Here is a 265-nt window from a genome sequence, read left to right on the forward strand (position 1 = left end):
ACATTATTCACATACCATTCATACCTTCGAGATCCTGAACCCCCACCTATATTAGAAGCTGTAAATGTTGTAGTTGTTCCTCGCTCTATATGTGCTTTTGAGGCACTTACATTGGGGGTATTTAAAGGATTATATGCATATAGTTTTCGTATGGCACTATTTACTGATTTTCCGCTTTCATTATCAATCACTTTAAAATACACGTTATAAGTTCCTGCTGTATTAGGATTGTATCTAAAGGTAGTTGTTGTCGATGTTTGTTTTA

Annotated in this window: 1 protein-coding gene; it reads right to left on the reverse strand. The window is 34.7% G+C overall.

What is annotated here, in order from left to right; genetic code table 11:
- Positions 1–265, reverse strand: a 265-nt coding sequence (locus FOF46_RS32220; protein ID WP_167572053.1) for a hypothetical protein, incomplete at both ends; no start/stop codon positions are given.

This window comes from Aquimarina algiphila, assembly GCF_007489275.1.
GTDB lineage: Bacteria > Bacteroidota > Bacteroidia > Flavobacteriales > Flavobacteriaceae > Aquimarina > Aquimarina algiphila.